Source organism: Solibacillus sp. FSL R7-0668 (assembly GCF_038006205.1).
Taxonomy (GTDB): Bacteria; Bacillota; Bacilli; order Bacillales_A; family Planococcaceae; genus Solibacillus.
On sequence record NZ_JBBOUU010000001.1, the window covers coordinates 2,707,909 to 2,731,683 of the forward strand.

Here is a 23,775-nt window from a genome sequence, read left to right on the forward strand (position 1 = left end):
GGTGCAAAAATTCATGTGCCACAATAACTGACGAAGGGTGGTGCATCATCGGTTGGTGGTTCGCTAAATTTTGAGTCAGCGTGTGCATATGGATTGGTTACTACCTGTAGTAGCTCTAAATATAAAGCTGGCTCTCCTTCAACAAATTCATTAATCGCCTGTTCAACGACATGGTTTCGTGGAATAACAGCAGGATTCACCGTTTTCATAAAGTCCCTTGCTTCAGCAATTGTTGTTCCTTGCGATTCCAAACGTGCAAGCCATTTTTGCTCCCACTCCTTGAATTCCGTTGATTGGAATAATGGCTCACTCGGCTTGGCTCCTTCAGAAAGAGCACGGAATGTATTAGTAAAATCCGCTTCAAAGCGTTGCATATAATCAAGCAATTGTAAAATAAGTTTTTCATCTTGTGCTTCGATTGAAAGAAGTCCGAGCTTTTTACCCATTTCACTAAAATAATTCGCTTCAAACATACTTGGGAAGGTTTCAACAACCGGCTGTGCTAAGGCAATGGCTTCTTCAAGATTATCATGAAGAATCGGCAGCAAGCTTTCGGCAAAGCGCGTTAAATCCCATAAAGCCATATTCGGCTGATTGCCATATGCATAGCGCCCTTGCGTATCAATTGAGCTGTAAACAGTCGTCGGATCAAAGACATCCATAAATGCACATGGACCGTAATCAATCGTTTCACCGCTAATCGTCATATTATCCGTATTCATAACACCATGAATAAAGCCGACACTTTGCCATTTCGCAATGAGTGCTGCTTGCTTTTCTAATACATGCTCTAATAGCGCTAAATAACGATTTTCAGCCTGCATGATATTCGGATTATGACGTTCTATCGCATAATGTGCCAATGCACGTAAATCCTCTTTTTCTGCGAAGTTTGCCGCATATTGAAAGGTCCCGACCCGTAAATGACTTTGCGCAATTCGTGTTAGCACCGCACCTTCTAATGCTTGTTCCCGGTAGATGAGCTCCCCTGTCGACGTCACCGCTAAGCTACGGGTTGTTGGAATATTTAGCGCATGCATCGCTTCACTAATAATAAATTCACGTAGCATTGGACCAAGCGCTGCCCGTCCATCTCCACGACGCGAATAGACTGTTCGTCCAGCACCTTTCAATTGAATATCAAAGCGCTCTTCATTACGTGTTAAATGTTCACCAAGTAATACTGCACGCCCATCTCCAAGCATATTAAAGTGTCCAAATTGATGTCCTGCATAGGCTTGTGCAAGTTGCGCCGCGCCCTCTAATTTTTCATTGCCCGCTAAAACCGAAGCGCCCTTAGCTAATAATGCATCGGCATCTAAACCTAGCTGCTGTGCTAACGAGCGATTAAAAATTACAATTTCTGGATTTGCAACCGGATTAATTGCCACTTCCGTAAAAAAGCCAGATGGTAATGTCGTATAAGTATTTTCAAATTGAAAACCGAATGAATCCCCTGTCATAATCACGATGCCTCTTTTCATTTTAAGTTAATTCCATTATAGACACACAAAAGATTCAAACCAAAAGAAAATACTTTTATGACGATTTTCGCTAATTTAGCGCGAATAGTTAGATAATTTTAAATCCTTTGGGTTAACTACAATAAAATTTAAGTTGACGTAATAAAATTCACACATTATTATTTATGTTAACAAATAAAAACAAAAAGTTAACATAAAGGAGTTTTACTATGCAAACTGTTGCTGCTAATAATCGTTTTAAAACGATTGATTTAGTATATTGCGCATTATTTTCTACTTTAATGATGATTGGTGCAAATATCACATCATTCGCACCCTTTCTAGTTGTTGGCGGAGTTCCCATTACATTACAAACCTTTTTCGCCATTTTAGCTGGTCTCATACTAGGAGGTAAAAAAGGGGCCATCGCTTGTACGGTCTATATGTTAATCGGGCTAGCAGGTGCACCGGTGTTTTCTAAATTCACAGGGGGCGCTTCCGCTGTTCTATTTCCAACATTCGGCTTTATCGTTACGTTTATTTTATGTGCGTATGTAGCTGGTAAAATTGTCGAGCACTATAAAACAAAATCAGCTTATATTGTTGCTGCTCTTATTGCGTTTGTACTTAATTATGTTCTAGGTACAACTTGGATGTATGTTGCCTATAAGTTTTGGGCTGCCGCACCAGAAGGCTTTAGTTATGGAATGGCTTGGTTATGGATGTTACCACCGATGCCAAAAGACATCATTCTAGCTATTTTTGCTGGTATTTTCGCTTACCGCATTCAAAAAGTACTAAAAATTTTACCGATCAAGTAAGAATTATTTTGAGCTCCTACCTAGTTCCCTTTGTACTAGGTAGGAGCTTTATTTTTCCAAATTCTATTTCTTTGCTATAATAAAGTGAATTACAAAGGAGGAATCCCCTGTGTCGAACCATTATCAAAATATTGTCGTTGCAGTAGACGGCTCAAAATTATCAGATTACGCATTTAAGAAAGCAATTGATGTAGCAAAACGAAATGTTGGCTCTACGCTACATATTATTCATGTCATCGATACAAGTGTTGCCACAACATTCGATATGCTCTATGACAACATGGTTGAGTTAATTCGCAAGCACGGTGAAGTGTTATTAGATAGCTGCGAAACACAAGCAAAGGATGCGGGCATCGAAAAAGTAGAAAAAATCCTAACAAAAGGCGTGCCAAAACAAGTTTTATCAAAGAAACTACATGAGCATGTTCAACCCGATTTAATCATTTGTGGGGCAACAGGTGTCAATGCGGTAGAGCAAGTTTTCCTTGGCTCAAATACAGAAGCGATTGTGCGCCATGCAAAATGTGATGTATTAGTAGTACGTACACCAGAAGCATAAAGTATAAGGGTATGAGGTCAATTAAACAGGCCTCATACCCTTTTTAAATGGACAATATTTCCCGTATATCTTGTTCGGTTAATGTAGACGACTGCTCGGAATCTAAAATATCGGCAATGAGCGACTTTTTCTTTTGCTGCAGCTGGTTCATTTTTTCCTCAATCGTGCCACGTGCAATGAGCTTAATTACTTGAACAACATGCTGCTGCCCCATGCGATGTGCGCGGTCTGCGGCTTGCTCTTCAACTGCTGGATTCCACCATAAGTCATATAGTATAACCGTGTCTGCGCCAGTTAAATTAAGCCCTGTTCCCCCAGCCTTTAACGAAATTAAAAATAGATCACTTTCCCCTTCATTAAAGGCATTACAAAGCTGTACTCGTTCTTCAGATGGTGTTTGTCCATCTAAATAAAAATAATAGTCCCCCCGCTTTGTTAGCTCTGTCGCAATGAGCTTTAGCATTTGCGTAAACTGCGAAAAGATGAGCACGCGCCGCCCTGAATTCTTCGCCTCATTTAAAATCCGCAAAAGCTGCTCAAACTTCGCCGAACGCCCCTGATAATCTTCCATAAATAATGCCGGATGACAACAAATTTGCCGTAATCGCGTAATCCCTGCCAAAATACGAATTCGATTTTGTAATAAGGTGTCCTTATCTAAATGCTTCAATGTATCCTCACGTAATTTCGCTAAAAATGCTGCATACAAGGCTTTTTGCTCTGGTAGTAAATCACTAAAATCCAATGTTTCCTCCTTACCGGGAAGCTCCATTAATACATCCTCCTTCATACGACGCAGTAAAAATGGGCGTACACGACGTGCAATATCCTTGCGCTGCGTATGCTTAAACTCCTCTAACTCACGGAAAAGCTGTGGGAAAATGACACGGTAAATCGACCATAACTCTGCTAATGAGTTTTCAATCGGCGTTCCCGTTAGCCCAAAGCGATTCGTTGCTCGAATTTTTTTCACGGTGCGGGCTGTTTGCGTTAATGGGTTTTTAAAGGCTTGCGCTTCATCAAAAAATACCGTGTGGAAATGCTGGCGCTCATAAAAGGTGATATCTCGGCGCAATAAAGGATACGTCGTAATGACCACATCATGCATCGGGAGCTGTCGTAATAATTCTCGGCGCTCTGCTGTTGTGCCATCGACAATAATTGCTTCAATTTCAGGTGCAAATTTCATTAGCTCATAAAGCCAGTTATAGGCTAGTGAAGACGGACAAACAACCAGTACAGGTTGTTGATTCGCTCGAATGATTTCTAGCTCAGACACGATAAAGGCGATGCTTTGAATCGTTTTACCGAGCCCCATATCATCTGCAAGCACACCCCCAAAGCCGTAATTGGCAAGCAGCTTGAACCAGCTATAGCCATGCTGTTGATAGTCACGCAGGACGTTTTCTAAACTCGAAGGAACCGCAAATGTTAATTGCTCTGGTTGCATTAATTGCTGTGTAAATTGTTTAAAGGACGCTTCTGCTTCAAAAATAGCGCTATGCTCAAATTGCTCTAAAAACGGTAAGCTCTCTAAAATGGGCATATTAAACGTCAGCTCATATTCATCATCCTGTGCTGGAATCGCTCGTAAAAAGCGCTGAATTTCCTCCATTTCACCCGTTTCTAACGACAATAAGGCCCCGTTTGCGAGTCGATAAAATTTTTGCTTGACTGTCAGCCCTCTTAATATTTCTTTAATTTGCTTATTCGTTACGCCGTCCATTTCGAATTTGAATTCTAGCCAATTAGTACGCTCTCGTTGAACATTGACACGAATTTTTGGAAAGTTATTTTCCTTAGCAATGCGTAATTTCACAGAAGTCGTCGTGTAGATTTGCGTGAGCTTTTGCAGTTTAGGCAATGTATGATACAAAAATTGATATTCTAATTCATCATTTTGCATATAATAGCCACCCTCTGTTTGGGTGAATCCACTCTCAGCCATTACTTGCATAATGGCTGCCTCTTTTTCGATATCACGCAAAATTAATACTTCATCAGCAATCGAAGCCTCTTCCAGTGGTTGAATCACAAATTGATCATACTGAAATTCAAGCCCTGCTAATAGTCGATTGTTAACACGATCTAAATACAGTTTTGCTTGTAGCGGAATTTTCATTTGCTCCTTTGTAATAGCCGCGGCGATTTCGACACAGCCAATTTTCTTGAGCTTTGGTACAACTACATCTAAAAAATGCGCTAACTGATTAGTTTCAATGATGAAGCGCTCCTGCTTTGCAAACAGCTGCAGGATGTCTTTTACTTGCTTTGTGCTTTGCGAAGACAATCTATACAGCTCATTTCCAATTAATAAGGCCTCATAGCTTTCAAATAAGATGATACTTTCTATATGTGGAATGCGCATTTCATAATGATCGTCCATTTTTTCAACTTTCACCATTAATGAGGATGGCGCTTCCTTGTAATGAAAGCCCTTAAAAATGTCATGCTGATAGTGAACTTCAATTTCTCTTTGTTCTGCTAAATTCGGCGCAAGTTTATGCCATGCAGATGGTGGAATGAACAATATATCTTCAACCAAATGAAATTCATCTTGCTGTAAAGCCGCATCGATATAGAGCACTTCATCCTGCACAATATGATGTAACTGCTGGATGATTTTATTTTGATTTGCTTCAAAGCAGTGCTCACCTTTCTCATACGTAAAATAGGGGGCAATTTGGTAAGGCTGCGCGCTTGAAACAGCCTGTAAAAATGGGCGAATGGTACGAATCGGAATGTCCTCAACCTTTAAACGAAGCCCAAATAGGGTTTCCTGTTTCGTTAACTCAATCGGTGTTAGAACAAATTGAAGCAACAATGGCTCTCGCTGTTCAAAATGACGCTGATAGCCGCTACCACGCACAGATGGCTCTTCAAAAATAGAAAATAATTCGCTCTTGATAGCCTCTTTGTGCTCCTGCTGGCGTTGTAACTCCCTTTGCTGTACTTTTTGCTGCTGCAACGCAATCAAAACAGCTGCTACATGCTGGCATTTTTTCGAAAACTGAATAAGACATTCGCAGCTACAGCTCGTTTGTAAGTCCTTTGACGTGTCTGTTTGCCTAATCGTCACGTGAAAATCCTCTGCACTTTTCACGATAGCCGTCGCGTGAGAGGCATCCATTTCTACAATTGTTACTTTTCCAGTTTGATAAAAGGTTTGTCCCTTTTTATAAGAGACGGTTCCGCATAGATCCTTTACTTTTTTGTCTGTTATATTGATGTCCATGCATAGCGCCCCCTTTCTCAGTACTTCTATTTTCGCATGAAGTCTGTATAATTTCTATCCCATTAGCACCGAACGAACCATAAAAAAGACATCTTCACGAATGAAAATGCCTTCTCTCATTTTATTGCTTATTTTTTTCCCATCTTAGCAATGATGGGTACGGGTCATATGCCCATTCCGTCCGACCATTGAATTTATACATGCCATAATGCAAATGTGGCGGAAACTTTCCCGCTGTTCCCTCTTTTCCATAGCCCGTGCTCCCCACATAACCAATCGTCTGCCCTGCTTCCACAATGTCCCCTTGTTGTAGCTGTTTGTCAAACGATTGTAGATGCGCATAATAATGGTACGAATTATGATGATCACGTATCCCAATACGCCAGCCACCAAATTCATTCCAGCCAATCACTTCCACAACACCATAAGAAGTCGAAACAACGGGTGTACCATAATGCGCAAAAATATCTGTCCCCTCGTGGATACGTCTGCCACCCCAGCCACGATTCGCTCCCCATGTGCCTGTATAGCTATAACTATAATTTTTCGGAATCGGGAAATAATGTGCGTCTAAATCTATCGTCCCAAATTTTTTAAATAACTTTGCGATCACTGTAATCTGATTAACGGCAAGCTCATTTTTATAATAATCCCACAACGCTAATTTAAATTCCTGTTCACTATGCCCATACGTTCGTAAGTATTTAGCCATCGTAAACAATACATCTTCATCATCCATCGGCGAAGCAACGCCATCTCCATTACCATCTAATCCCATGCCGCCAAACAGGTCAATAGAATTGGGCAATGTATCATCATGTACTGGATTCAATGCCCCAGCCCAATATTCATTTGAAAATTGAATCGCAATAATGCTCTCTTTTTTTGGGATGTCTTTTCGCACCTGCTGAATATTTCGCTCATACTGATCAATAGCCGCTAAATAATGCCATGGAATGATGAAATCTTGAAATTGCACATAATATTTCATGCGCTGTTGGATTAGCTGCTCTTTTGAATCTTGTTCCTTTGCATGTATCTCTTCATGCCCTATATTCATCGATGCTATCGCTGCAACAACCATCGCTACTATTGTTCTGTGCACAAATCCTCCTCACTTTCTGACTTGCTGTAACTTCAACATTTCTGAAATTGTCACAAAACGATAGCCCTGCTTTTTAAGCTCCGGTAAAATTTTCTCTAACGCTTGAACCGTTTGCTTACGGTTTCCGCCCCCATCATGAAACAGTACGACATCTCCCTGCTCGACACCTGTCAGAACCGTATCAATAATCTGGTTAACGCCAGGGTCCTTCCAATCTTCCGTATCTAAATGCCATGACCACATCACTAATTTATAGCCTTCTCGCGCCACCTCGGTTACTAATTCTTCCGTATAATAGCCCTCTACTGGACGAAATAACTTCGGTCGAAAACCTGTAATGCTGTAGAGAATTTCATTTGTTTGTTCAATTTCCTTCATCACCTTTGGGACAGCTTTGGAATAGGGATGGCTGTATGTGTGATTGGCAATTTCATGACCTGTTTCATACATGCGTCGAACGATTTGTGGATATTTTTCAGCTTGCTGTCCTACAATAAAAAAAGTACCTTTCGCATCATATTGATCGAGTAAATCCAAAACCTGTTCTGTGTGCTTCGCATGTGGGCCATCATCAAATGTCAATGCAACGACCTTTTTTTCCGTTTGAATATCCCAAATAATATACCCGGCTTCTTCATAATATTTGCGACTTTTTTCAGCAGCTGTTCGGTCAATGACGTAGACTACCGATAGGCCAATAAATACAAATAAACTTAAAAAAAAAAGCCATTTCTTTTTCATTACTAATCCACATCCTTCATTTCTATCGTTCCCTTTATTATTGTTCATTTCAGTAAAATTATTGACGAAACATTAAGGAATTGCTGTAAAAAAAAACAAATTTTATTTTCGCTTAATCGTTCTCAACTCATCAAAATCAATCCATAGTAAAACAATATGTTTTTTGCTATACTTTTTTATGAATGTTTTTGAAAGTGAGGAAATTTCTATGACCTTATTATTTGAGCCGTTTCAATTACGAAACATTATGCTAAAAAACAGACTGGTAATGGCACCTATGTGTATGTATGAAGCGGATAATGACGGCATTGTGAAGCCATTTCATATTGTACACTATGCTTCCCGGGCAGTTGGAGGTACAGCACTTATTCTTTTAGAGGCAACTGCGGTTGTACCTGAGGGCAGAATATCGGAACAAGATCTTGGCATTTGGTCTGATCAGCATATCCCAATGCTGGCTGAGTTAACTACGCAAATGAAGCAGTATGGAGCGGTAACAGGCATTCAACTTGCCCATGCAGGTCGAAAAGCGACAATACAAGGTGACATCTTTGCACCATCTGCTATTGCCTTTAGTGAGGCGTATCAAACCCCAAAAGCTCTTACATTAGAGCAAATTACAGGTATTGTGCAATCCTTTAAAGACGGGGCTCAACGCGCGATTAAAGCGGGCTTCGATGTGTTAGAAATTCATGCAGCTCATGGCTATTTAATTAATGAATTTTTATCACCACTTACTAATAAACGCACCGACGTCTATGGTGGCACTGCTAAAAATCGCTATCGTCTCCTAAGTGAAGTAATCGATGCCATACGTTCGATTTGGGATGGTCCATTACTTGTCCGTGTATCGGCAGAAGAGTATGTGGAAGGCGGCTTAACTCCAACTGATTATGTACAATTTGCGCAGTGGATGAAGGAACAAGATGTAGATTTAATTGATGTTTCTACAGGGGCTGTTGTTCCGGCTACAATTGATACCTTCCCACTTTACCAAGTGCCACATGCAAAAGCTCTAAAAGCAAGTGGCTTACCAGTTGGTGCTGTAGGACTTATTACTACCGGCACTGAGGCTGAGTCTATTTTGCAAAACAATGAAGCCGATTTGATTTTGATCGGACGTGAACTTTTACGTGATCCTTATTTTGCGTATCGTGCAGCGAAGGAATTAGGCGTTACACTAGAAGCAACCGCAAAAACATATCGCCGCGGCTGGTAGGCTCTCGAATCCATTAGAACAAAACAAACACCTGTAGCTCTTTTTGTCTACAGGTGTTTGATTTTATATGGATGCTTTAATAGAACTTGAAGTTTTATTAATGATGGATTTTTCATAAGCATTTTGCGTTTCGCGGCATAAAATTATATTTGGAATTTGCTTTGTTTCGGTTGTGATGAAAATTTTTCTGTAGCGCGTTTTCAACGTTGATATTTGCTCTATCTCTGATGATGAAATGATAAATTGGTTGGTCATTATATCAAATGGTGTGGTTTGAACCAGTTGATCGGCAACAAACGTATGGACAACTAGCTTCGGAATGCCCCATATCATCTCGAGCTTATTTGTAATTAAGCCGTCACGCTGATTCAATAATTTGTTGAAGCTATCTAAATTAGGCAATGTATAAATAATTTGCTGAAATGGTAACTCAGTTAACGATGTCGATAAAATCAATTTAAAAAATCTCATATTATTAGAGCTTACATTGCTAGAATCTTCTTCATTTAGCGACTCATACGTAAAAGGAACTTCGAAAACTTTACCACAATCTGCTTTAAATAAAATATTCATTCGAAACACCTACTATTTCAAATTTTTCCGCTATTTTTGCTGCTACTATTAAAGATATACGACAGCAATATTTTTCCATAGCGTCAAAAGTATTATACCATAAGTAGTTCAAAACTCATCATTTTTAATAATTCAGTCATTACTTTTGATTCAACGATAATATTCTATAAATAAAATACTATTAAATAGAAGGTGATTTGTATGAAAATGCTGTATCGATATAGGATTTTGTATAGGATTAGACATGCTTGTTAATTATTCACACTACCTACTAAAATTATATTGAAATCTATAAATCCTGTTTTTCTTTGTATAAATTATAGATGGCTCCAAACATTCTTTCTGGATCACCAAAGAAAAAGCGTTCATACAACGTTTGACGAGTACCAAACGGACTCATTGTCAAATCCCAGGCCATGCGAAATAGCTTCACGCGTTCTTCACCTAAATGAGATTTTGATTGGAGAAAATGATTCAAATCACTGTTTAGCTCTGTTTGAAAGGTTTTTTCTGTCGGTATATTCACTAAACCACTTGCCCCTAAAAGTTGAATGATCTCGACCATGCGTGGATACATTTTCGGATAAATCAAAATGGCCACCTCTAAAGGCTCACGTTGCGGGCATATATAGCCAAATTTGTGCATCTGTGCGTTTTGCTCAGATTTTAATAACAGGGCATCCAATGTTTCCTGAAGTACAAGCATTTCCACTATTTTTTGTTGCACATGAGCATGTTCTTCGATTTGAATTGAATCAACAATGGCGCAGGCAAGCGTGATCAAAAATTCGGTTTTCTTTACTTGCCTTGATACAACTTGATGGAGTGACAGAGGACGAAATAATGAATTTTGGGCAAATGTATTCGCTACATGCACATTATTTGCATAAAAAACGCGCTCCCACGGAACAAATACATGGTCAAATATGACGAGGGCATCGATTTCATCAAACTTTGAGCTAAGTGGATAATTAAATTCACTTTCTCCAAGTGCAAAGGATTCACGGCATACAAACTTTAAGCCTTTCGTATTACTCGGAATCGCAAAAGCAAATGCCCGATTGCCGTCTCCGTCATTACTGCCAGACATGACAAAAATCTCATCCGTCATACCGCCCTGCGTTGCGAGTAATTTTGCACCATCGACGATAATTCCATCATCGTTTTGTTCAATAATGGTTGCTGCAATTGGTTTTTCATCAAACTCGATATAAAATTTCGAACGATTCACTTGTGGGTCAATAAATGTATGCGTGATCGATAAATCATGCTCACGTGCATATTCATAATACGCCTGTAAATGGGCAGGATAGCAATTCTCTTTTCCTTGCAAATAATCTGTGGAGCAAGCGAGTGCGGTAATGACTGTATTCATATAATCCGGGCTACGTCCCATTAAACCATGATGATAGGAAGCATAGTGCTGAACCATTTTCCGACGCTTAACTAAGTCCTCCTTCGTTTTCGGTTGGAGAAATGACAGCCCTACTAAATTACTCGTAGTCGGTGATGAATAGGTCAATTCCTGTTGTAGGCTTTCATCATGCTGCATGGAATAAAGCTCAGCCTGACTTTTCATAATGCCTTTTAATGCATGATGCTCCGAAAGCTTGCCCTGTATCTGCTCCCCATCAACCCAAACCTCAATCCCTAATTGATCAATACGTGATAGATATTGCTCTCCTGTAATGCTAGGCATGAACTCGCTCCTTCTTTCACAATCATTCGATATATCATATTAAGCGATCTAATCATTTGACCATTTATTCCTTACTTAACGGCAGTAAAACATTCCAGCGCAGGATTTAGATGTGTTACCTTACCTTTTTCCCAGTAAATTTTTGTAATGTTGCGCCGTTCGGATTTCGATGGTTAAAATATCTGCACGGTAAAAACTTCTGATTAATAATGGCACGCCACTCGTGTTTTGAAATTTAAAATCTAATGTGCCATAGGATACGGTTGCATCTCTGCCTGCAACTACATAGCCTACACTTAATGAATGATGATGTCGCTCCGTTATCCTTAATGCAAGCTGATCGATGGCATTAAATAATGTGGAAGATGTTTGACAGATCCCTCCACCAATGCCCATTACCATCTTTTTATTGACAATTTCATATGCGGGTTGATAGCCTCTTGCTTCAGACCTTTCGCCAACCATTGTATTGAAAGAAAAATAATCTCCATCACCAACAATGATGTTATTAAGCGCCAATGCCGATAACTCGATGTTTTTACTTCTTCCTTCCTCCGACGACTGAAAATAGGTTGTAAATGATGCAATGACCGTCTCGTTCAAGGAGCTGACTGCCTCGATTGGATAATTACTTGTCATTTCGTATAATGGTAAATACACATTGCCACCATTTTTGGAAGCACGAATAATTTCCTCTACTAATACACTTTCTTTTAATACGGTTCCTGCATTCCCTTTCACAATCTGTCCATTCTCGTTTAACCGATCCAGCTCCATTGTTTGATCGTATCCGATAAAGTGTTCCGTTCCTCTTGCTAATGTTTTCGCTAGTTGTTTTAACTGACTTTCATACGATGCAAAATCCGATTCAAAACCTAATTCTTTCGGATGAATCGTTTGAACAATTTCCAATGTTCGGGGGTCAATTAATGTCACAACAGCCGATTTTAACAGTGGTTGTGTCGCAGCATTTTCCTCTGTTGCATTGGTGGTATCTTGTGTAGGCTGACTACTAAAGGTTGGTTCCATATTTACCTGTTCGCTCTTTTGCGACGTCTCCTGACATCCTGCTAACAGCCAGATTGCACAAAATATCCAGATCATGTACCCAATTTTTTTCACCTGATGTCCCCTATCCTAAAATCAAGTTACTTCTAGTATATTCAACACCATTATATTTCGTGTTTTGTCAGAAAAACTTCTATTTTGCTAACTAAAAAAAGCATCTCCTCCCTTGAATTGACGAAGGGAGGAAATGCTTCATTTATTTAATGCTTACTATGATTTACTGTAATCATCGTTGTACCATCTGTTTTTATCAAATGCAAAGGAACCCTTTTGATTTAGCATAATTGCTTGTGGTTCTTGGGCCACGTCATTTTCTGTAATGACATAGGTTGCTTTTAATTTATCATTTAAATCATAGTTTAAGCCATAACGAGCAAGTTCCTCATTATACTCAATATATTTGTCGTTCTTTTGCCATAAACAATCATAGTTTTCCAGTGGTCTTGCATTTTTTCTTATTGATTTGATTTTAATGAATATTTGCCAAAGCCGCTTGTGCCATCACCTAAATATTTAATATTCGAGTCTTTTTCTAAAACATCCACTGCTTTTTTCGAAGATTCAAATACAACTTCAACTGAAGCTGGAATAGATGTGAATTTCCAGTTGCCATCAGCTGACGGATCGATTGTTTTTTCAGCTAAAATATAATCAATAATTACTTGACGGTTTTCATCTGTATAATTTTCAATAGCTGTTGCATTACGCACGCCTGGTAAAGTGCCACTTGCACGGTAATTGTTAGTCGCTACAACAAATTCTTGCTTTAAATCAATTGGCTTACCATTATATTGTAAGTTTACAATACGTGAAGCTTCTTCGTTTACAACATTACCTGATGTGTCATACTTCGCTGGTTGTGTTACATCAATTTCATACGTAACACCATCAATTACATCATAATTGTATGAACGGAAATCGGTGTTAATTAATTGCTGCTCGCCTGCTTTGTTGACATCAATTTGATGGAATTGACCTGCCGACATTTCTAACCATTCTTTTACATCTGCACCTGTAAGTTTTAGCATTGCTACTGTATTATCGTATAAATACAAGTCTGCTACGTTTTTAATTGCTAACTCACCTTTTGGAATATATGTGTAATAATCTGGATCACTACGAGTTCCTGCTTTAAACGGTGCACCTGCAGATAATACTGGTAAGTTTTCGTATTGTGTCCCTTTGATTTTACCCTTTACATAGTCCATTTGCGCATTTGTTACAATTTGAATCGATGGGTCATCTTGTACTTGTGAGAAGTAGCTATGAATTGTTGCTTCTGTTGTTCCAACTGCTTGACGTACATAGTCAATTGTTCCATCATGTGCTTCTTTTACACTATCTACAACAGCTTTGTTTACATCTGAGTTCTCTTTTTCAATTTCACGAACCTCACCTGTACCTGCTGTTACGTCCCATGAATCTCCTTTTTTCTCTAGCTGTAAATCAATTACACCTAAATGGCTACCAAATTTACCTGGCATAACTACTGGTACATCATTCATTGTGCCTTTTTCTAGTTCTACATTCGTTAAAGACGCATCGACTTTACCTGGGAATACGTCATGAGCATGCCCTGTAACAATCGCATCAACATCTGGAATTGTTGAAAGTAGGTACGTAACATTTTCCTCACCAACTTCATGCTTAGCATCACCAATTCCTGAATGTGATAATACAACAATGACATCTGCGCCAGCTTTTTTCATTTGTGGTACTACCGTTTTTACTGCCTCAACCGAATCATCAACTGTCACTTTTCCTTCAAGTACAGTTTTATCCCATTTTAAAATTTGTGGTGGTACAATACCTGTCACACCCACTTTAATTGTTGTTGGCTGACCATTTGAGTCCACCATTTCCTTCTCGATAATGGCATATGACTCGTACATCAATTCTTTCGTAGTGGCATTACGCACATTGGCATTTAAATATGGGAAAGCCGCATCGTCTGTTACTTCATCTAAATAGCTTAAGCCATAGTTAAACTCATGGTTACCATATGTAGCAGCATCATAATCTAATGCAGTCATTGCCGCTACCGAAGGATGAATGTCGCCATCTTTTAATTTTTGAACGGATTGCACATACGAACCAAGTGGTGTTCCCTGAATCACATCCCCATTATCGAATAATAGCGTATTTGGATTTTCTTCACGCGCTTCATCAATTAGTAAGGCTGTTTTGGCAAGACCTAAGTTATTTGCCTCTACATCTTTATAATAATCGTAATTCACAATATTTGTATGAATATCAGATGTTCCTAAAATACGTAATGCTACAGTCGTATTTGCCTCTACTGGACTATATTCTTCTAAAAAGCGTTTTAAAATATTTTGCACTTGTACTTTAGTCACAAAATTATTTGGACGAATCGTGCCGTCCTCATAGCCATTAAGCAAGCCAAGACCGATTGCTTTTGCTACTTCTTCTCGACTGCCCTCTGCGATTTTGTTACCATCTTTATATTGATCTACTAAGCTAGCAGGATATGTTTCATTACTTTCAATCCCGCGCGCAGCAATAATAAAGGCATGTGAACGTGTTATTTTTTCATCAGGGGCAAATTGTGTTGCCGTTTTCCCTTTGATTAATTTTAATTCAACTGCCTTCTCAATATACGGCTTTAATGAATCTGGTACATCTTGAAACTTCACCGTTTCTCCACTACCAAGTGGCACGTCCAGCGCATCGATCATAGCCTTCACAAATTCACCGCGCGTGATATCCTCGTTCGCTGATGCGGCTACTAATTCTGTTGCAACGCCACCTGCTAAAAGGGATAGCGTCAATGCTGAAGCCGATAATTTTTTCCACATAAATAAATTCCTCCTACATATATAAGTATATCAATACATTAACATTGCATTAATTTAAAACACATTATATCAAGAGTCTTTCTATCTAAAAATATCCCAAAATTAGGTATTCCATTGCACGAAAAAACTCCTTATAATTAGGTTTGGTAGTTCTGTCCAAATCCCAATTTAAAGGAGCTTACCCATGGACAAGGATACCACAAAATCCACATTAAATGAATTGTTAAAAGTACTCGATGAGAAAACATTTTTAAAAGTTGTGAACGTTTCAAATCTCGACTCTTACATTAAAAAGTTGACAGCTTATAAGTTTCTTCAGCTGTTCATCATTGCGCAATTGAATGAAAAAAGTTCGCTTAAAAAATTAGCGAAACAGCTGAAAGATACCGAAGAACTTCATACATTTATTCAAATGGATGCCATTAGTTCGTCGCAGCTTTCGCGTAAACAATCCTGCCTCACCCCTAGAATATTCGAAAAAGTCTTTCGCCATCTCGCCGTTTCCATTCAGGTGAAAATGAAAGGAAACTCACCGTTTCTTCGTGATATTGGGAAATTACTTGTCATCGATTCTTCTACGATGTCGATGAGTCTAAGCCAATATCCTTGGGCAACGTTTCGAAAAACAAAGGCAGGCGTTCGTCTACATTTGCGCGTGGTTGTCACAAAAGATGTGACACTTCCTGATCAAGCGGTCATTTTACCAGCGAAACACGCAGATCGCACGCAAATGAACAAGTTAATTGATGTCGATTCCGATGCGATTCATCTGTTTGACCGAGGCTATACGGACTATCGACAATACGATAAACTCTGCGATCGAGGAATTCGTTTTATCACACGACTGAAGAAAAATGCAAAAATCGAAGTGTTGAATGAACAAGTCCCAGACGTTGAAAATAACATCTTTTCTGATCAAGAAGTCTTTCTAGGTGATGAGCAGAACCGAACGAAAATGCAGAATACACTACGTTTAATTCGAACGAAGGACAGTGAAGGGAATGAAATTATCATTCTTACAAGTTGTTTCGATTTATCGGCGAAAGAAATTGGTGACCTCTATCGCTATCGTTGGAAAATCGAAACGTTTTTTAAATGGATGAAACAACATCTAAGAATCAAAAGCTTCTACGGAAAAAGTCAAAACGCTGTGTATACACAAATTTGGATCGCCTTAATTACGTATTGCTTACAGGTATTATTAAAACTGAAATTGAACCATAATGGACCTCTTTTAGACTTAAAAGAAACGCTCCAAAATCTACTCTTTAAGCCATTTGAAGTATTTATAAAAGCGCTATTTAGGGCGCCAACCAGAAAATCAAAAGGACGGAAAAAGTACGATTGGAACAGAGAATTTCAGCACATCGTCAGACAGTTCCACGAAAGAGAGGTGGAACATCTGGACGAATTAACGTATGATCCAATTTTCTAAGCTGTATCGGATGTAAATAATTTACAATTTGTGGATAAGAGCTACCGCTTATGCGCATGTTGACTTTTTTTAAAATCTAGGAAGAACAATTGTTCAGAAAATTCTGGAATTAATATTAAATAGGTATTTTATCTCTTTTGACAAACGTTAAAAATTTTTATGCAACGTTAATGATATCAATATAACAATAAAACAAATTAATGGAAATGCTTACTTATTTTATCCATAAATTTTTAGTCAATAAAAAAACTAGTGTGTAATTTCTATATACTTACGCACCAGTTTTAATCATAATTATGTTAACTCCGTCTTTTCACTATTGAAATAAAAATTATATTTCAATAACAATCGGTAAAATCATTGGGCTCTTTTTCGTTAATGTATAAATGTATTGATCGACTACCTTCTTAATTGCCTTTTTCATAGCAAATGGATTGGCTTCATTAAATTTCAAGACAGCCGTTTTCGCAAGCTCATTTATATCATTAATTAACTGCTCGGCATCTCTCGCATAAACAAAGCCTCGTGAAAGGGTGTCTGGGTCTCGAATGATAGAACCATCCATTTTACTAATCGTGACGACAATAACAAGCATGCCATCTTCAGATAAACGTTTGCGATCACGTAAGACGATATCTCCTACTTCACCAGCGCCAATCCCATCCACATAAGTATCCCCAGCAGCAACAGCCCTTGTTTGCCGCGCCACTTGACCAAAAATATCGACAACATCCCCATTTTTTAAAATAAAGGTATGGCCTTGTTCCACGCCCACTGCCTCAGCGAGTAAGCGATGAAGATGGAGCATGCGATACTCTCCGTGAACGGGAATGAAATATTTCGGCTTCATAAGTGTCAGCATTAACTTCAAATCGCCTTGATAGCCATGCCCTGAAACATGTAAACCGGTGATGCTGGAATTTCCATAGACAACATTTGCACCTAGTTGAAATAAATTATCGACGATTTTCGAGACATCTTTTTCATTCCCGGGAATCGGTGACGCTGCAAAAATAACGGTGTCCCCCTGTATTACTTTTATAGCTCGATTACTGCCTGTAGATAGACGGGATAGCGCTGCTAAAGGCTCCCCCTGACTTCCTGTACAAACAATGACGACGCGTTCTGGTGGTAAATCACTTAAATCCTCAATCTCTATTAACATCCAGCTTGGTATTTTTAAATAGCCTAACTTTATAGCAACCGATGTAACACTTTTCATACTGCGCCCAAGAAATAAGAGCTTGCGATTTGTTAGACGAGCGGCCTCAATAATTTGCTGGATGCGATTTACATTCGAAGCAAACGTAGAAATAAAAATCTTTCCTGTCGCCTGCAAAAATTGTTGCGATAATTGATTGGCCACTAATTTTTCAGACGGTGTATGACCAGGCCGTTCTGCATTCGTACTTTCTGAAATCAATGCTAATACACCGTCTTGGCCAATCGCTGCCATTTTATGAATATCCGAGGATTGGTCATTCACAGGGGTTAAATCAAATTTAAAATCCCCCGTATGCACCACTTTACCCTCAGGTGTGTGGAACACGAGCCCTAAACAGTCCGGAATACTATGGCTCGTTTTGAAAAAAGTAACGGCCATTTTATCAAATTCCAACCGGGCGTCTGCTGTAACTTCGGTTAATTGAGCCTCACGTAACAGCTTGTGTTCTTTTAATTTTAATTCAATCAAACCCAATGTAAATCGCGATGCAAAAATAGGGATATTATATTTCTTCAATAAATAGGGAATCCCACCAATATGGTCTTCATGCCCATGTGTCACGATACAAGCTTTAATTTTACCACGATTTTCTTCAATATACGTAAATTCAGGAATGATCGCATCAATCCCTAACAAACTTTTATCTGCAAATTTCACCCCGCAATCAACGAGAATAATTTCATCTACATATTGAATTACATACATATTTTTTCCGATTTCATTAATGCCCCCTAAGGCAAAAATGGAAAGTGTCGATTGTGCACTTGTCAAACAATTCCCTCCCGATGAAAAGTTGGTCTAACCACTTCAATTGCTTTCTAGTATTGCTTATAAAAGTAGGTTATATACCGGAAAAATTCATCAGGAAACAACCTTATTAAATGCATTTAATTTATTTTTTTACTACATCAAAATTGGCGCCAATTAACTGCCAGTTTTGAGGGAAAGGAAGACCGAGCTTCCAATAGCCGACACCGCGTAAATTTAAGCGTTTCACTAAATTAAATTTTGCCTGAATGGAGCGAGCATCTTCAAACCAAACGATATGTGAACGCCCCTCATCATCGTAATAGTTAAAGTAAGGCGCTTGTGCTGTATAGTCATATTGAATCGCTGCGTTATAGCGCTTTGCTAATTCAATCGCTCGCTGTGGGCTTAACGCTTCCGCATATGGTCCCCCTTGTACGAAAGGAAGTGTCCAGTCATAGCCATATAGATTTTGACCAAGAATAATCTTATTTGCAGGCATTACCGATAAGGCATACTGCACGACCTTTTCTACTTCTGGCAAGGGGGAAACAGCCATTGGTGGTCCGGCTGAATACCCCCATTCATACGTCATTAACATAACAAAATCGACTATTTTACCTTGTGCCTCATAATCATGTGCGGCAACCCATTCACCAGTCTGCTCGCTATTCGTTTTCGGAGCAAGTGCAGTTGATACCGTATAGCCCTGTGCATGCATTCGTTTTACAGCATTACGCAAAAAATTATTGTAGGCCTCTTTTTGATTAGCTGGAACTCGCTCAAAATCAAAATGAATATCCGATACATTTCCAATGCGCTTTGCTTCCTCAATAATATTGTCAAAAAGCACATCCTGTACCGCTTCACTTTGAAAAATGTCGCGGGCAAGGTCACTACTAAACTGATAATTTTCCAAATTGGAGATCACCATCGCAATCGCGGCATTGTTTTCCTCTGCTACTGTCGGTAATGGCTGATTTGGCGGTACCTTCAACGAACCATCGCGCCTCGCTTCATAACTAAACAGCGCTAAATACGTTAAATACGGGCTTGTGGCACGTGCTTCATTTACTAATGCTTGACTTACCTCATCGCCCCTCGGCTCAATATACGCCAAGATTTCTGCCTTCGTTTTTGGCATTGGCGGAATAAATAAATGCGTTCCGATCATGAGCGGTGCATTTGGATTAATGCCATTCATTTGCGCAAGTGTTAAATAATTGATGCCAAAACGCTGTCCAATTGACCATAAACTATCCCCAGCCTGTACGACATAAAACTGTCCCCAAATCGGTATAACCAATGCTTGCCCGACAACTAATCGGTCTGGTTCTGGTATTTGATTAGCCGTCACAATACTTTGTACAGTCGTTCCATATGCCCGCGCAATTCCCCACAGTGTTTCCCCTGGCTGTACGACATGTATATGAATTGTCGTTCCTCCTCTTATTTCGATTTTATAATTTATGAATGGAAGCGTGCGAACATGTATTTCGACATAAAGAAAGATGTGAAGCGAGGGTATTATTCAAACATTTCTATTCAACTTCGGCATAGGAAATGACATCAATTTTGACTTTTTTCATATGATATTAATGAGGTGAATAAATGCCAAGAATCAAATATCGTGAAGCTGATGTGGATTTAATGGCTCGGATGATGCGAGCTGAGGCAGAAGGTGAAGGAAAACAGGGAATGCTTTATGTTGGTAACGTTATCGTCAATCGTGCCGTTTCGGATTGTTTAGATTTTCGTGATGTTCGAACGATTGAGGATGTTATTTTTCAAATACAGGGCAATAACTATGCCTTTGAAGCTGTACAAAAAGGCAATATGTTTTATCAACGTGCCCGCGATACCGAACGAAGATTAGCGCGTCAAACCCTAGATTACTGGCGCCAACATCCCGCGAAATTTGCCCTATGGTACTTCAATCCATCTGGTGATTGTCCACCAACTTGGTACAATCAGCCATTTACTGGGCAGTTTAAGCAACACTGTTTTTATGAACCGATTGCAGGAACTTGCGATAGTGTTTATATGAATTGACGGTATTAGCGAAATATGGGGTGATAGAGGGACGGCTTAATTATTAGGCGTTCCTTTTTTACGCACAAATCTTGAACGTTTTGAATAGTCTAGGGGATAACCTATCTTTTGGATTCGTATATTTACATTAAGGAGCGAACGATCATGTATTTATTTGAAAACCATAGTTCCCCCGTATCATTACGCTCAATCTATCAAGGTACCCTTTATAATTATACTGCGCCGATTCGCCATTTTTTAAGTGAACCGCCATCTTGGAATGATTATCGCTGCATTAGTAAAAAAGAAGCGGATTTTATGGCAATGAATCGCTTATTATGGATGGAGCATGTCAATTGGACAAGAATGACGATTATTAGTATTGTTTTCGGACTACCTGACTTACCCTTTGTACAAGAGCGGCTTTTACGCAATGCAACCGATTTAGGCAATTGTTTGCGTCCTTTTTACGGAGATCAAATTGCGAATCGCTATGCAGATTTAATAAAAGAGCATTTAACAATTGCCGCTGAGCTTGTGACAGCAGCCTCTAAAGGGGATGCGGTTACGGCAAAATTAAAAGAAGAGGAATGGTATCGAAACGCAGATGATATTGTTGCTTTTTTAACAAGTATTAATCCCTTTTTACACAAAAAACCCTTACAGCAAATGTTTTATGAGCATTTGAGACTTACAAAGGAAGAAGCGGTTACGATGATACAGGGAAATTATAAAGAGGATGTCGCTGTGTTTGATCAAATTGAAGCAGAGGCATTAGCGATGTCTGAAATGATTGCTTCAGCCATCGTTTGTCAATTTTGGGGCTTCTTTTCGCCCTATAACACATATTCGTAAATAAACAGGTTAGCAAGCACAACAAATGGTGTACTGCTAACCTGTTTGTGATGGTACTACCCTTCTTTTAATACAAGTTGATGATACAATCTACGCAGCTCAGATGCTTTGAAAAGCCCTAAATGCGTTCTCAGCTGCGGGTGTAGCTTTACACCATTCTTACGCAACTCCTTCACATACCAGCCCTTCGAATACGTATACATGCTTTAATCCCCTTTTTTCCTAGTACTAAACAAAAATCATTCTACCGTACCCATCATATGTAGGAAAATGAATTCAATTACTGAGAAATGGACAATTTTATGTAGGTTGCTTATAAGCTCGTAACACGTATTCTAAATATCCCTTTATATTAACTAAAAAAGCTGCTATCCCTCCTAGATAGAGACAGCAGCTTAAACAAAGCAGGCACTATTGATTTGCCTTAAAGAAATCACGTTGGAACATGCACATGCGGATGGCATCATGGTATTGCCCATTAATGAAAAATTCCTCTTTTAAATCCCCTTCAAATTTAAAGCCGATTTTTTCATAAATATGAATGGCTTTTTCATTTACAATGTCAACGACTAAATATACTTTGTGTAAATTTAAGATTTGGAATGCATATTTAACAGCTAAATAAGTGGCGATGCTGGCATAGCCATTTCCTTGCGATTTCGGGTCAACAATAATTTGAAATTCCGCATTGCGGTGTATTAAATCAATTTCGACTAATTCTACTAACCCAACAATTTGATCAGCGTCCATCAAAATAAAGCGGCGCTCGCTTTGATTATGAATATGTTTTTCAAATAAATCTTGCAACTCCGCAAAGGATTCATATGGCTCTTCAAACCAATAAGACATGATTTTGTTATCATTATTCAGCTGATGTACATATTGTAGGTCTTCTCGTTCTAATGCGCGTAATTTGATATTTGGATTCATTATTAATGCTCCTCTATTTATATAGATGTTAACTATATCGTCCAATTAAATGAATTATTGATTCATCCTTTTCAATTTAAACCAATCTACAGTTTTGACAAGGGATCTGTCAATATTATTGCCGCATTAAGCCTTTTTTAAAATAACGCAACCCCGATAATAAAATAGCGATAACCAACACAATCCCTAAATAGCCCATCATTGCATACATCTTAGCGATTAACGTGGTAAAACCAACAAGACTAATAGAAAACGCGACAAGACAGAGTAACATGACGGCAACTTTAAAAGATAAAGTATCTGGCTTCGTGAATCGCACTGCAAGAATATATAATGTTCCAACAGCTGTACTATACACCATCCCAAGTAAGAGAATAGACATTATGATGCCTACTAGTGGATGAATTTGCTGTGCTAGTTGAAGCGTTGGCATGTCTGCACCTGCCACAACATCCATTTTTGCAAAAAGAGCCGCGTTAATGAGGAAGATTAACAACCCTAGTAGGATACCGCCTAATGTACCACCATTTCTGGCAATCTTTCTATTCTTAGTGGTACCCCCCATTACAATAAGCATCGCCGCCCCAGCTGCAATATTATATGAGACATACAATATCGCACCCGGCAACCAATGAGATACGGCAGATGGCTGATTTTTCGCCATCGCATTTAACTCCCTCACCGAATCGTCCATAGTAAATAAAGAGTAAATTAAAAGAATAAAAATAATTCCCATTAAATAAGGCATTAACGCCGCAATCATTTTAATAATATTTTCCGCATTCAGTAAGAGCGTAAATAGGACAGCTAATGTCATGAGCATACTCCCAACAGATGGGGTGATACTGTATATTTGATTAAATGTGGAGCCCGCACCTGCTAACATCACAATGCCAATTCCGAATAAAACAAATGAGATTAACAGATCAAGGACTGGTCCGAAAAAACGGCCCCCAATATAGTGGATTCCTTCCTTATGAGAAGTCGTTTGCAAATCAGAGCCTATTTGAGCAAGGGTCATGCCTAAAATGGCGAAAAGGAATGTCGCGACGATGCAGCCAAATATGCTCATCACGCCAAAGCTTGTAAAATACTGTAGAATTTCCTGTCCTGAAGCAAAGCCTGCTCCTACTACTAAACTGACAAATGCACCTGCAATTTGGATACTCTTTTTCAATACGCACCTTCTTTAGCTTACATACTTATACCATTCCTACATTATGTAATGAACCATGAGCTCATGAATTCAA

Annotated in this window: 19 protein-coding genes; 6 read left to right on the forward strand and 13 right to left on the reverse strand. The window is 39.0% G+C overall.

The features are described from left to right. Positions 1-11 precede the first annotated feature (11 nt). The gene (locus MKX47_RS13565; protein ID WP_340775108.1) at positions 12-1,463 is read right to left on the reverse strand and encodes a protein adenylyltransferase SelO; all 1,452 of its coding nucleotides are present in this window, start codon (positions 1,461-1,463) and stop codon (positions 12-14) included. Between the two features lie 230 nt (positions 1,464-1,693). On the opposite strand from MKX47_RS13565, the gene MKX47_RS13570 reads away from it, so the two are divergent. Continuing rightward, positions 1,694-2,284 carry a biotin transporter BioY gene (locus MKX47_RS13570; RefSeq protein ID WP_340775110.1) on the forward strand — a complete coding sequence of 197 codons (591 nt, stop codon included), beginning with the start codon at positions 1,694-1,696 and terminating at the stop codon, positions 2,282-2,284. Between the two features lie 109 nt (positions 2,285-2,393). Beyond that, a complete protein-coding gene (locus MKX47_RS13575) occupies positions 2,394-2,843 on the forward strand; it encodes a universal stress protein (protein ID WP_340775113.1) in 450 nt (149 codons plus the stop codon). A 43-nt stretch (positions 2,844-2,886) separates the two neighbouring features. Here MKX47_RS13575 and MKX47_RS13580 read toward each other — a convergent pair whose 3' ends face one another. The 3 genes from MKX47_RS13580 to MKX47_RS13590 all read right to left on the reverse strand — a co-directional run bounded on the left by MKX47_RS13580 (position 2,887) and on the right by MKX47_RS13590 (position 7,924). Next, positions 2,887-6,078 (reverse strand): DEAD/DEAH box helicase, encoded by a 3,192-nt coding sequence (locus MKX47_RS13580; protein WP_340775115.1) that lies wholly within the window; start codon positions 6,076-6,078, stop codon positions 2,887-2,889. Positions 6,079-6,199: 121 nt separating this feature from the next. Next, the gene (locus MKX47_RS13585; RefSeq protein ID WP_445683590.1) at positions 6,200-7,183 is read right to left on the reverse strand and encodes a M23 family metallopeptidase; all 984 of its coding nucleotides are present in this window, start codon (positions 7,181-7,183) and stop codon (positions 6,200-6,202) included. A 9-nt stretch (positions 7,184-7,192) separates the two neighbouring features. Further along, positions 7,193-7,924, reverse strand: a complete 732-nt coding sequence (locus tag MKX47_RS13590; protein ID WP_340775116.1) for a polysaccharide deacetylase family protein — start codon at positions 7,922-7,924, stop codon at positions 7,193-7,195. A gap of 208 nt (positions 7,925-8,132) precedes the next feature. Here MKX47_RS13590 and namA point away from each other — a divergent pair, with 208 nt between their 5' ends. Then, complete coding sequence (gene namA / locus MKX47_RS13595; RefSeq protein ID WP_340775117.1) at positions 8,133-9,143, forward strand: NADPH dehydrogenase NamA; 1,011 nt, start codon at positions 8,133-8,135, stop codon at positions 9,141-9,143. Positions 9,144-9,206: 63 nt separating this feature from the next. On the opposite strand, the gene MKX47_RS13600 is transcribed toward namA, so the two are convergent. The 4 genes from MKX47_RS13600 to MKX47_RS13615 form a co-directional block, all read right to left on the reverse strand. After that, positions 9,207-9,716, reverse strand: coding sequence for a hypothetical protein (locus tag MKX47_RS13600; protein WP_340775119.1), 510 nt, complete (start codon positions 9,714-9,716; stop codon positions 9,207-9,209). A gap of 289 nt (positions 9,717-10,005) precedes the next feature. Further along, complete coding sequence (hpaB, locus tag MKX47_RS13605) at positions 10,006-11,415, reverse strand: 4-hydroxyphenylacetate 3-monooxygenase, oxygenase component (RefSeq protein WP_340775121.1); 1,410 nt, start codon at positions 11,413-11,415, stop codon at positions 10,006-10,008. Between the two features lie 120 nt (positions 11,416-11,535). Then, complete coding sequence (locus MKX47_RS13610) at positions 11,536-12,537, reverse strand: VanW family protein (protein WP_340775124.1); 1,002 nt, start codon at positions 12,535-12,537, stop codon at positions 11,536-11,538. Between the two features lie 401 nt (positions 12,538-12,938). Then, complete coding sequence (locus MKX47_RS13615; RefSeq protein ID WP_340775127.1) at positions 12,939-15,302, reverse strand: bifunctional 2',3'-cyclic-nucleotide 2'-phosphodiesterase/3'-nucleotidase; 2,364 nt, start codon at positions 15,300-15,302, stop codon at positions 12,939-12,941. 184 nt (positions 15,303-15,486) lie between these two features. Between MKX47_RS13615 and MKX47_RS13620 the strand changes: the two genes are divergently transcribed. Beyond that, the gene (locus tag MKX47_RS13620; RefSeq protein ID WP_340770139.1) at positions 15,487-16,737 is read left to right on the forward strand and encodes an IS4 family transposase; all 1,251 of its coding nucleotides are present in this window, start codon (positions 15,487-15,489) and stop codon (positions 16,735-16,737) included. Between the two features lie 331 nt (positions 16,738-17,068). On the opposite strand, the gene MKX47_RS13625 is transcribed toward MKX47_RS13620, so the two are convergent. Together MKX47_RS13625 and MKX47_RS13630 are read right to left on the reverse strand one after the other, a co-directional pair. Continuing rightward, positions 17,069-18,733 (reverse strand): ribonuclease J, encoded by a 1,665-nt coding sequence (locus tag MKX47_RS13625; protein ID WP_340775129.1) that lies wholly within the window; start codon positions 18,731-18,733, stop codon positions 17,069-17,071. A gap of 121 nt (positions 18,734-18,854) precedes the next feature. Continuing rightward, positions 18,855-20,144, reverse strand: coding sequence for a glycoside hydrolase family 18 protein (locus tag MKX47_RS13630; RefSeq protein WP_340777834.1), 1,290 nt, complete (start codon positions 20,142-20,144; stop codon positions 18,855-18,857). A 176-nt stretch (positions 20,145-20,320) separates the two neighbouring features. On the opposite strand from MKX47_RS13630, the gene MKX47_RS13635 reads away from it, so the two are divergent. Then, positions 20,321-20,761 (forward strand): cell wall hydrolase, encoded by a 441-nt coding sequence (locus MKX47_RS13635; protein ID WP_340775131.1) that lies wholly within the window; start codon positions 20,321-20,323, stop codon positions 20,759-20,761. Positions 20,762-20,905: 144 nt separating this feature from the next. Then, positions 20,906-21,595 carry a hypothetical protein gene (locus MKX47_RS13640; protein WP_340775133.1) on the forward strand — a complete coding sequence of 230 codons (690 nt, stop codon included), beginning with the start codon at positions 20,906-20,908 and terminating at the stop codon, positions 21,593-21,595. A 56-nt stretch (positions 21,596-21,651) separates the two neighbouring features. Here the strand turns inward: MKX47_RS13640 and MKX47_RS13645 are convergent, their stop codons facing one another. The 3 genes from MKX47_RS13645 to MKX47_RS13655 form a co-directional block, all read right to left on the reverse strand. After that, positions 21,652-21,798, reverse strand: a complete 147-nt coding sequence (locus tag MKX47_RS13645; RefSeq protein WP_340775135.1) for a DUF2639 domain-containing protein — start codon at positions 21,796-21,798, stop codon at positions 21,652-21,654. A gap of 208 nt (positions 21,799-22,006) precedes the next feature. Then, positions 22,007-22,525: a spermidine N1-acetyltransferase gene (speG, locus tag MKX47_RS13650; protein WP_340775137.1), complete on the reverse strand. Its 519-nt coding sequence runs from the start codon at positions 22,523-22,525 to the stop codon at positions 22,007-22,009. A 115-nt stretch (positions 22,526-22,640) separates the two neighbouring features. Next, complete coding sequence (locus tag MKX47_RS13655; protein WP_340775139.1) at positions 22,641-23,702, reverse strand: YkvI family membrane protein; 1,062 nt, start codon at positions 23,700-23,702, stop codon at positions 22,641-22,643. Positions 23,703-23,775 lie beyond the last annotated feature (73 nt).

Bases quoted from the DNA above. Each gene is read 5' to 3' on its own strand.
- namA (WP_340775117.1), top strand. From the start codon at position 8,133: ATGACCTTATTATTTGAGCCGTTTCAATTACGAAACATTATGCTAAAA.
- MKX47_RS13645 (WP_340775135.1), bottom strand. From the start codon at position 21,798: ATGTATACGTATTCGAAGGGCTGGTATGTGAAGGAGTTGCGTAAGAAT.
- MKX47_RS13620 (WP_340770139.1), top strand. From the start codon at position 15,487: ATGGACAAGGATACCACAAAATCCACATTAAATGAATTGTTAAAAGTA.
- MKX47_RS13640 (WP_340775133.1), top strand. From the start codon at position 20,906: ATGTATTTATTTGAAAACCATAGTTCCCCCGTATCATTACGCTCAATC.
- MKX47_RS13600 (WP_340775119.1), bottom strand. From the start codon at position 9,716: ATGAATATTTTATTTAAAGCAGATTGTGGTAAAGTTTTCGAAGTTCCT.
- speG (WP_340775137.1), bottom strand. From the start codon at position 22,525: ATGAATCCAAATATCAAATTACGCGCATTAGAACGAGAAGACCTACAA.
- MKX47_RS13635 (WP_340775131.1), top strand. From the start codon at position 20,321: ATGCCAAGAATCAAATATCGTGAAGCTGATGTGGATTTAATGGCTCGG.
- hpaB (WP_340775121.1), bottom strand. From the start codon at position 11,415: ATGCCTAGCATTACAGGAGAGCAATATCTATCACGTATTGATCAATTA.
- MKX47_RS13590 (WP_340775116.1), bottom strand. From the start codon at position 7,924: ATGAAAAAGAAATGGCTTTTTTTTTTAAGTTTATTTGTATTTATTGGC.
- MKX47_RS13580 (WP_340775115.1), bottom strand. From the start codon at position 6,078: ATGGACATCAATATAACAGACAAAAAAGTAAAGGATCTATGCGGAACC.
- MKX47_RS13570 (WP_340775110.1), top strand. From the start codon at position 1,694: ATGCAAACTGTTGCTGCTAATAATCGTTTTAAAACGATTGATTTAGTA.
- MKX47_RS13615 (WP_340775127.1), bottom strand. From the start codon at position 15,302: ATGTGGAAAAAATTATCGGCTTCAGCATTGACGCTATCCCTTTTAGCA.
- MKX47_RS13565 (WP_340775108.1), bottom strand. From the start codon at position 1,463: ATGACAGGGGATTCATTCGGTTTTCAATTTGAAAATACTTATACGACA.